The sequence below is a fragment of the Mesorhizobium sp. M7A.F.Ca.US.014.04.1.1 genome, assembly GCF_003998745.1.
Classification (GTDB): domain Bacteria; phylum Pseudomonadota; class Alphaproteobacteria; order Rhizobiales; family Rhizobiaceae; genus Mesorhizobium; species Mesorhizobium ciceri.
Map to the genome: position 1 here is coordinate 1 of NZ_RZRW01000023.1, position 7,484 is coordinate 7,484.

The following is a 7,484-nucleotide window of genomic DNA, read 5'->3' on the forward strand; positions in this document are numbered from 1 at the left end:
TCCCAGTAGAACATGACGTCGTCGGCATTGAACGGCACGCCGTCCGACCACTTCGCGCCTTCGATGAGGTGCATGGTCAGCTTGTGGCCATCGCTCGACCAATCCCAGCTCCTGGCCAGGTTCGGCAGCGGCTCGGTGTCCTTGGCCTCGACCTGGAACAGCGGGGCGGTGCGCGTCAGGCATTCGGAGAGGCCGATGTCGATGCCGCCCCAGCCTTGCGTCTGACCGGCGCCGTAGTTCCAGCCTTCCGGCCGCCCTCCGATGACGTGGCGCATCGTATCGCCATAGACGCCGATGCCGTCTTGCATATTGCCCGTCTTGAAGACCAGCGGCTCCTTCGGCAGCCTGTCTCTCACCGGCGGAAGCTTGCCGGTCTTGACGTATTTCTCGGTGACCCAGTCGGGCTCGTGATATTCGGGAAGCGCCTTGAACTCCAGAATGGAGTCGCGCGCGACATAATTGATCTTGCCTTCGGCGGGAAACGGTGTCGGCGCCGGCGGAACCGTCGGCTCGGAAGCGTATGCACTGAGTGCCGAGACCGAGACGCTCAGCGCCAGTCCGGCAGCAAGGCCGATATTGCGTAAATTCCTCACTGTCTCTCTCTCCCTCTTGTTGGTCCGGAGCGTTTGCACCCGCTCCGCCTCTCCTCGAATTCAAACGGCTTCGTGGCAGTGGATCCGCCTCCCATGGATCCACCATCACCGCATGAATTTCCAGCCGGCCCGTTTCAGCCGGCCCGTTTCAGCCGGCTTGCTTCAGCGCGGCTTTTTCGGCGCGCAATTCCTCGATCGAGCGAATGCTGCGCCGTGCGGCGCCCGCCCACTCGCGGGTCTTCACCTTGGATGTCGACAGCCGCTCCCTGGCGGCCGGAACCGCATGGGCGTATTGCGGCAGCCAGGCTGCCTGGGCGACGACCATTTCGTCGACCATCTGCCAGACCTCCTCCGGCGTCGAAACCGCGCCGACCAACGGGTCATGCAGCACGGCGAGCTTCAGAAGATCGATGTCGCCCGATATCGCGGCATGCACCGACATGCGCTGGACGTTGATCGAAGCGATGCAGGTGGCGGCGCAAGCCTCCGGCAACGTGATGCCGGCGGCCATGTTGATGCCGAAACGGTCGACGAAGCCCGGCGACTCGATGATGGCATCGTGCGGCAGGTTGGTGATCACCCCATTGTTCTTGACGTTGAAGTGGCCGCGATAGACGCGGTTGGTCTCCAGCGCCTCCAATATGTGGCTGGCATGCTCGTTGGAGCGTTTCTCGCGGTCGATCGGCTTGGACGCCGCTTCGAGGAACTGCGGATATTCCGTCTCGAACCAGTTGCGGGTTTCGGTGGAGTAGCGGAGATAGCCGCCGGTCTCGCCGTGAATCCAGTCGGACATATCGATCCAGCGCGTGATCTCGTCGGGACGTTTGCGGTACCAGGGCAGATATTCGGAAAGATGACCGTTGCTTTCGGTCGAATAGACGCCGAAGCGCTTCAGGACGTCGATGCGCAGCTTCTCCTGCCTGGAATAGACCGGATGCGCCTCGAAAGCGGCCACCAGTTCATCCTTGCCAATGGGGCGGCCGTTGAGGCGCAGATCGATGAACCAGGTCTGGTGGTTGATGCCGGAACAGACATAGTCGAGCTCCTGCGTGGACTTCGCGCCAAGCACCTCGGCGATCTGCTCGGCGCCGTGCTGGACGCCGTGACAGAGCCCGACAGTGTCGACCTTGCCGTATTCGATCGCCGCCCAGGTGTTCATCGCCATCGGGTTGGCGTAGTTCAGGAATTTGACGTTCGTCTCGGCGACCTCGCGTATGTCCTTGCAGAAATCCAGGATCACCGGAATGTTGCGCTGGCCATAGAGAATGCCGCCGGCACAGATCGTATCGCCGACGCACTGGTCGATGCCGTATTTCAAGGGAATGCGGATATCGTCGGCGTAGGCTTCGAGGCCGCCGACCCGCACGCAGCTGATGACGTAGCGAGCGCCTTCGAGCGCCTTGCGGCGGTCGGTGGTCGCCGTCACCGTGGTCGGCAACCTGTTTGCCTGGACGATCCTGTCGAGGATCGCCTTGATCATCTGAAGATTGTGCTCGCTGACGTCGGTCAGCGCGAATTCGATGTCCTTGAATTCGGGCACGCACAGGATGTCGGTGAACAATTTCTTGGTGAAGCCGACGCTGCCGGCACCGATGATAGCGATTTTGAAACTCATCAGCCGCACCTCATTCCATTTCGAATTGCAGGCAAGGAATGACAATGGGAGGCTCTAGCCACATGCCGCGACATGTATGCAGGACAAGCCGGAATCCGGCTCGCCAACCTCCCTGTCCGCTCCTTGACTGCGGATCTCTCTCGCTTTTCGATGGGGATTATGCGCTTATTCGCGAGCGCGACCAGAGAAGGATTATGCTTTCAGGGGTAATTTTGTGCTGCATGATTTGATAGAACACGGACAGTCCATGCGCACGATCTCGCTGCCGCGCGGCCGCCAGCGCCTGCACGCCATGCCGACGAGCACGGGCTACGAAGTGCGCGAGGACGAAATCTACGACTGGGACGGCCGCAAGCGCGGTCAGACACCGTTCACCGTGCTCCAGCACACGATCAGCGGGACTGGCCGGCTGCGCTACGAAAACCGCAACTACCGCTTGCAGAAGAACGACACATTGCTGGTGCTGGTGCCGCACAACCACCGTTACTGGCTGGCTGGAGATGAGCGCTGGGAATATTTCTGGATTTCGATGAACGGCGAGGAAGCGCTGCGCATCCACAAGTCGATCCTCAGCGTCTCGGGTCCTGTATTTCGGCTGCAGCCGGCGACAATCGATCATCTTGCCGATTGCAGCCTGCGCCTGATCAAAGGCGCCGCTTCGCCGGGTGCTGCTTCCGCGATAGCCTACGAGGCTGCGATGGCGCTCTATGACGATGTCTTCGGTTCCCATGCCTTCGCCGAAAAACTAAGCGCCATGCAGCCGGTCATCGATCACATCAACGCCAATCTCGACAAGCCGCTGCCGGTGGCGGACCTGGTCCAGATCAGCGGCCTCAGCCGAGCCCATTTCTCACGCTGTTTCGCCGAGAGCGAAGGCCTGCCTCCGGCCGAGTTCGTGCTGCAGCAGCGCCTGCAACGCGCGGCGAAGCTGCTGACCAAAGCGGATTTTTTGCCGGTGAAGGAGGTCGCCATCCTGTGCGGCTTCGAGGAAGCGAACTATTTTTCAAAGGTCTTCCGCCGCTGCTACGGCATCACACCGAGCCAATTCCGCACCACAGGCATGTACGCGAATTTGCGGACTCCGGCCAGGCGCGGCGTCAGGGCGTTCGATGACGAGACCTGACGCCGCCACGGTTAAACAGGCAGCCAACTAGGCAGCGCGCAGGCTGCCGCCGTCCAGCCATTCGAGATCGGCTTGCGAAAGCGTGATGTCGAGAGCGCGCAGGCTGTCGTCCAGTTCATCCAGCGTGCGTGGCCCGATCAGCGGGATGGAGGGGAAGGGCTGAGCGAGCACATAGGCCAGCGCAATATGGATCGGGCTCTTGCCCAGTCTCGCGGCAAGTTCGATCGCCCGGTCGCGGCGGCCGAAATTCCGCTCGGAGTACCAGACCCGCACCAGCTCCTCATTGTCTTGCTTGTCGCGACCCGCCCGATCGGTGAAGAAGCCGCGCCCTTGGCTCGACCAGGCGAAATTCGGCATCTTCCTGGATGTCAGCCAGGCCTTCCACGCATCCGTGGAGGACGTGACGCAGCCAGCCCAGATCGGCTCCAGCATTTCGGCCAGCGAGAAATTGTTGGACAGCGCACCGGGCTTTTGCTTGCCGGTGCGTTCGGCGTAGGCAATTGCCTCATCCATGCGTTCCATCGTCCAGTTCGAACCGCCGAACGGGCCGCGGATGCGGCCGGCCTTGACCTCGCGATCCATCGCATCGACGAATTCGCCGACCGGCACATCCGGATTGTCGCGGTGCATGAAGTAGACATCGACATGATCGGTCTGCAGGCGTTCGAGCGTCTGGTCGAGCTGCTTGCCGATCACATCAGGATAGCACAGCGGCGAGTGCGCGCCCTTGGCGATGACCACCGATTGCGCGCGCACGCCACGGTTTTTCAACCATTCGCCAAGCAGCTTCTCGGTATAGCCGCCGCCATAGACATAGCCGGTATCGAAGAGATTGCCGCCGGCCTCGAAAAAGGCATCGAGCAGGATCGAACCTGAGGAAAACGTACGGAAATCCTCGAAGCCGAGCGCCACCACCGATGCCGGTTTCGACAGGCCAGGAATGGTGCGCTTGGCGACCGCCGTGCCGCCGGACCGTAGCGGCCGGCCGGAGATGGTGTTGGTGCGCTGCTCGGCCTTCTCGATCCCGTATTCGAGGCCGGCTGCCGTCCGCCATTTGTCCAGCACACGCAAGGTGCCGAGGCTTTCCGCCCACGCCATGCCCGGCCAGGCGAATTCTTGGCCGCCGGCGCGGATCGCCTCGCCGGCTGCGTCGACCTCGAAGGAATAGACATGGCGCTTCTCGTCGACGCTGATGGTCTGGCGCGTACCATCGGAGGCGATGACGTCTATCCGGCCGAGACCGACATCGCGGTTGCCGCCGGCGAACCAGAAGTCCGGCACTTCGATGCGGCCCCTTGTGCCCAGGATGCGCAGCACATTGTCCTGGTTGAGCGAGATGCTGCAGGAGACTTCGGCGACAATGCCGCCGGGGAAATGCAGCAGCGCGGAGGCCCATTCGTCGACGCCGGACTGGCCCAGATGGGCGGTGCCGACCACCTTGTCTGGCTCGCTGAAGGGCTTTCCGACGGCCGCACCGGCAATCAGCCGGACCATCGAGACGGGATAGCCGCCGACATCGAGAATACCGCCGCCGGCGAGATCGTTGGCATAGAGCCGGTGCTGCGGCATGAAGCCCGGCATGGCGAAACCGAAGCTCGACTTGATCATCCTGATCTCGCCGATGACGCCGGACCTGATCAGCTCCACCAGCTTCTTGGTCTGCGGGTGCAACCGGTACATGAAGGCTTCGCCGAGGAATGTGCCGGCCTTGCGCGCAGCATGCATCATGGCGTCGGCCTCGAAGGCGGTCAGCGCCAGCGGCTTTTCGCACAGCACATGCTTTCCGGCCTCGGCCGCCTTGATCGCCCATTGCGCATGGCCTGGATGCGGTATCGAAATGTAGACGGCGTCGATGTCGGGGTCGGCGAGCAGCGCGTCGTAGCCGTCGAGGATACGGGCACCGGGAAAACGCTCGGCAAGCCCCGGCTTGGCGGGATTGCGTGCGCCGATGGCGACCAGCTTGCCGGTGTCCGAAGCGGCCACGCCACCGGCAAAGGACTGGGCGATGCTGCCCGGGCCGAGAATGCCCCAGCGAATGGGCGTGGTTGCGGTCATTGTCATTCTCCTTGAAGGCTGGAAAGGGCTGGCGGTCAGCGCAGCCGCAGTCCTTTTTCGTCGAACAGGTAGGATTTGCGGATGGAAACGGTGATCTCGGACGTGTCGGGGACCTTTGCCGCGTCGCGCTGGATCACCACGTCGTCACCGTTGGCCGTTCTGGCATAGAGGAAACTTGTGCCGCCCAGGTGCTCGATCACGTCGATGGCAACCACAAGGTCGGCGTCGCCTTCTCCGGCATTGCCGAAATGTTCGGGCCGCACACCGACAATGACCTTGCTGCCGATTTTTGGGCTGCCTATTTCGGGCGCAGTGCCAGTCAGCGGTAGCGTGATGCGGGTCTTCTCCTGGCCCGCCAGTTCGACCACGACGCCAGGTGCATCGTGCCCGACAACCCGGCCTTTGATGAAATTCATCTTCGGCGAGCCGACAAAGCCGGCGACGAACTGATTGTCGGGGTTGTCGTAGAGATCGAGTGGCCGGCCGATCTGCTCGATATGGCCGGCGCGCATCACGACGATCCTGTCGGCGAGCGTCATCGCCTCGGTCTGGTCGTGGGTGACATAGATCATTGTCGTGCCCAGTTCCTTATGGAGCCGGGAGATCTCGACGCGCATCTGGACGCGCAATTCGGCGTCGAGATTGGAGAGCGGCTCATCGAACAGAAACACCTGCGGTTCGCGTACGATGGCGCGGCCGATGGCGACGCGCTGGCGCTGGCCGCCTGAGAGTTTTTTCGGGCGCCTGTCCATCAATTCGCTGATGCGCAGGATCTCGGACGCCCGCTTCACCCGCCGTTCGGTGTCGGCTTTTGGATTGCCGGTCATGCGCAGGCCGAAAGAGAGGTTCTGTTCGACGCTCATATGCGGATACAGCGCGTAGGACTGGAACACCATGGCGATGCCGCGGTCGGCCGCCTCGACATCATTGACCACCTTGCCGCCGATGGCGATTTCGCCGCCGCTGATGTCCTCGAGCCCGGCGATCATCCTGAGCAGCGTCGATTTTCCGCAGCCGGAGGGGCCGACGAAGACGACGAACTCGCCGTCCTTGATGTCCATGCTGGCGCCATGGACGACCTCGAAGACGCCGAAGCGCTTGACGACATTGGTGAGCGTGACCGTTGCCATGCTGCCCCTTACTTGACCGCGCCGGCGGCAATGCCGGCGATGAAATGGCGCTGCAGCAGCACGAAGACGACCAGCATCGGCACCGTCAGCATTACAGCGCCCGCCATGATGCCGCCCCATGACACCTTGGTGAGGCCGATCAGCGTGCCGAGCGCCACCGGCGCCGTCATCGAACCAGGCTGGCTGTTGATCAAAAGCGGCCACAGATAATTGTTCCAGGAGGCGAGGAACAGGATGATGGCGAGTGCGGCCAGCATCGGCCGCGCCAAAGGCAGCGCGACAAAGAGGAAGATGCGCCACTCCTTCACGCCCTCGACGCGCGCCGCATCGAAGAGGTCGTCCGGCATCATCGAAAAACTCTGCCGCATGAACAGCACGCCGAGCGAATTGAACAGCGGCGGAACGATCAGCGCCACCCAGGTGTTGGCGAGCTTGAAGTCGCGCGCCACCATGATGAACTGCGGGATCAGCACGACCGCATAGGGCAGCGTTATGGTGCCCAGTATGATGGCGACGACCGCGCCCTTGCCGAAGAACTGGTATCGGGCCAGCGCCCAGCCGGCCATCGACGTCAGCAGCACCGACAGGATGGTGTAGGTCACCGCCACCGAGACCGAAATGCCGATGGCGCCGACGAAGTTCGTGTCACGCTGCAGATTGTTGAAATTGTCGATGAAATTGCCGTGCGGCAAAAGCTCGATGCCGGGGCTGAAGATGCCGTTGTCGGGCATGGTCGAGAACACCACCATCATCCACAGCGGAAACAGCCAGATCAGCGCCAGCGGCGTCAGGAACAGATGCAGAGCGATGCTGCGTCCCAGCCTGGCGGAGGAGCGCGAACTCATTTCGGTTCCCTCGTCAGCCACAGCTGCGCCAGCGTGATGGCGATCGCCAGCCCGGCCATGGTGTAGGCGACGGCCGAGGCGTAGCCGAAGTTGAGCGACCGAAAGCCCTGGCGGTAAAGCAGC

The 7,484-nt window shown here is 62.4% G+C and carries 6 protein-coding genes and 1 pseudogene; 1 reads left to right on the forward strand and 6 read right to left on the reverse strand.

Translation table 11 applies throughout. The annotated features are described in order from the left end of the window. Together EOA22_RS03030 and EOA22_RS03035 are read right to left on the reverse strand one after the other, a co-directional pair. Nucleotides 1–593: ABC transporter substrate-binding protein (locus EOA22_RS03030; RefSeq protein ID WP_245478584.1), on the reverse strand; the 593-nt coding region annotated here is incomplete at its 3' end. A 148-nt stretch (nt 594–741) separates the two neighbouring features. Beyond that, a complete protein-coding gene (locus EOA22_RS03035; protein WP_063170465.1) occupies nt 742–2,208 on the reverse strand; it encodes an alpha-glucosidase/alpha-galactosidase in 1,467 nt (488 codons plus the stop codon). Nucleotides 2,209–2,455: 247 nt separating this feature from the next. Here EOA22_RS03035 and EOA22_RS03040 point away from each other — a divergent pair, with 247 nt between their 5' ends. Next, nucleotides 2,456–3,331 carry an AraC family transcriptional regulator gene (locus EOA22_RS03040; protein WP_082826649.1) on the forward strand — a complete coding sequence of 292 codons (876 nt, stop codon included), beginning with the start codon at nt 2,456–2,458 and terminating at the stop codon, nt 3,329–3,331. 27 nt (nt 3,332–3,358) lie between these two features. Here EOA22_RS03040 and EOA22_RS03045 read toward each other — a convergent pair whose 3' ends face one another. The 4 genes and pseudogenes from EOA22_RS03045 to EOA22_RS38590 all read right to left on the reverse strand — a co-directional run. After that, nucleotides 3,359–5,386, reverse strand: a complete 2,028-nt coding sequence (locus EOA22_RS03045; protein ID WP_063170039.1) for an aldo/keto reductase — start codon at nt 5,384–5,386, stop codon at nt 3,359–3,361. A gap of 35 nt (nt 5,387–5,421) precedes the next feature. After that, complete coding sequence (gene ugpC, locus EOA22_RS03050) at nt 5,422–6,516, reverse strand: sn-glycerol-3-phosphate ABC transporter ATP-binding protein UgpC (RefSeq protein ID WP_024504772.1); 1,095 nt, start codon at nt 6,514–6,516, stop codon at nt 5,422–5,424. An 8-nt stretch (nt 6,517–6,524) separates the two neighbouring features. Then, nucleotides 6,525–7,361, reverse strand: coding sequence for a carbohydrate ABC transporter permease (locus EOA22_RS03055; protein WP_013530185.1), 837 nt, complete (start codon nt 7,359–7,361; stop codon nt 6,525–6,527). Continuing rightward, nucleotides 7,358–7,484, reverse strand: a pseudogene (locus tag EOA22_RS38590) (sugar ABC transporter permease); the annotation flags it as partial. The gene EOA22_RS03055 and the pseudogene EOA22_RS38590, both read right to left, overlap by 4 nt.

Coding starts and splice junctions, on each gene's coding strand:
- EOA22_RS03035 (WP_063170465.1), bottom strand. CDS start 2,208: ATGAGTTTCAAAATCGCTATCATCGGTGCCGGCAGCGTCGGCTTCACC.
- EOA22_RS03040 (WP_082826649.1), top strand. CDS start 2,456: ATGCGCACGATCTCGCTGCCGCGCGGCCGCCAGCGCCTGCACGCCATG.
- EOA22_RS03045 (WP_063170039.1), bottom strand. CDS start 5,386: ATGACCGCAACCACGCCCATTCGCTGGGGCATTCTCGGCCCGGGCAGC.
- ugpC (WP_024504772.1), bottom strand. CDS start 6,516: ATGGCAACGGTCACGCTCACCAATGTCGTCAAGCGCTTCGGCGTCTTC.
- EOA22_RS03055 (WP_013530185.1), bottom strand. CDS start 7,361: ATGAGTTCGCGCTCCTCCGCCAGGCTGGGACGCAGCATCGCTCTGCAT.